The 567-nt window shown below is 52.0% G+C and carries 1 protein-coding gene; it reads left to right on the top strand.

Going from position 1 to position 567, the window contains the following annotated elements; genetic code table 11:
• Positions 1–403, top strand: a 403-nt coding sequence (locus tag AACS90_RS05035; protein ID WP_241538352.1) for a conserved phage C-terminal domain-containing protein, incomplete at its 5' end; no start/stop codon positions are given.
• Positions 404–567: the final 164 nt, after the last annotated feature.

The following is a 567-nucleotide window of genomic DNA, read 5'->3' on the forward strand; positions in this document are numbered from 1 at the left end:
GTATTCGGTGGAAGACCTGATGTTGATCACTGACTACCTGACCACCAAGTGGCGGGATGATGGCAAGATGCGGGATTACTTACGCCCGAAGACCCTGTTCGGCCCGGAGAACTGTACGGAATATTTCGACAAGGCGTGTAAATGGGACAAAGCGGGACGTCCTGCCTGTATTAACGGACGCTGGCTAAAAGCCGGAGAAACGGCCATCACCATTGACACTGTAGAGCGTGATGCCACGTTCCGATTGCTGTTTTCAACCGGCTGGACACCGACGAACCGTATTCAGGCGCTGGCGCAACAACTGGCCCGTAAAGCGGGAATAGGGCGAATGAGCGAAGTCCCGGCATTAGCCGCTTGGCGGGGGATTTGGAAACAGGCCGCAGAACAAGCGGCGAAAGAGTAACACACTGACCAATAGTAAAACGCTTTCTGACCAAAAGCGGAAAAACCCAAAACGAGGCAAGACCACATGAGCAACGAAAATGATGTCAACAAATTGATCCTTGATCGGCGTGATATTACGGATGATGGCTGCGACCACTCAGCCAGCTTTATCGATAATCTGAA

Source organism: Xenorhabdus sp. KK7.4 (assembly GCF_963876465.1).
Classification (GTDB): domain Bacteria; phylum Pseudomonadota; class Gammaproteobacteria; order Enterobacterales; family Enterobacteriaceae; genus Xenorhabdus; species Xenorhabdus stockiae.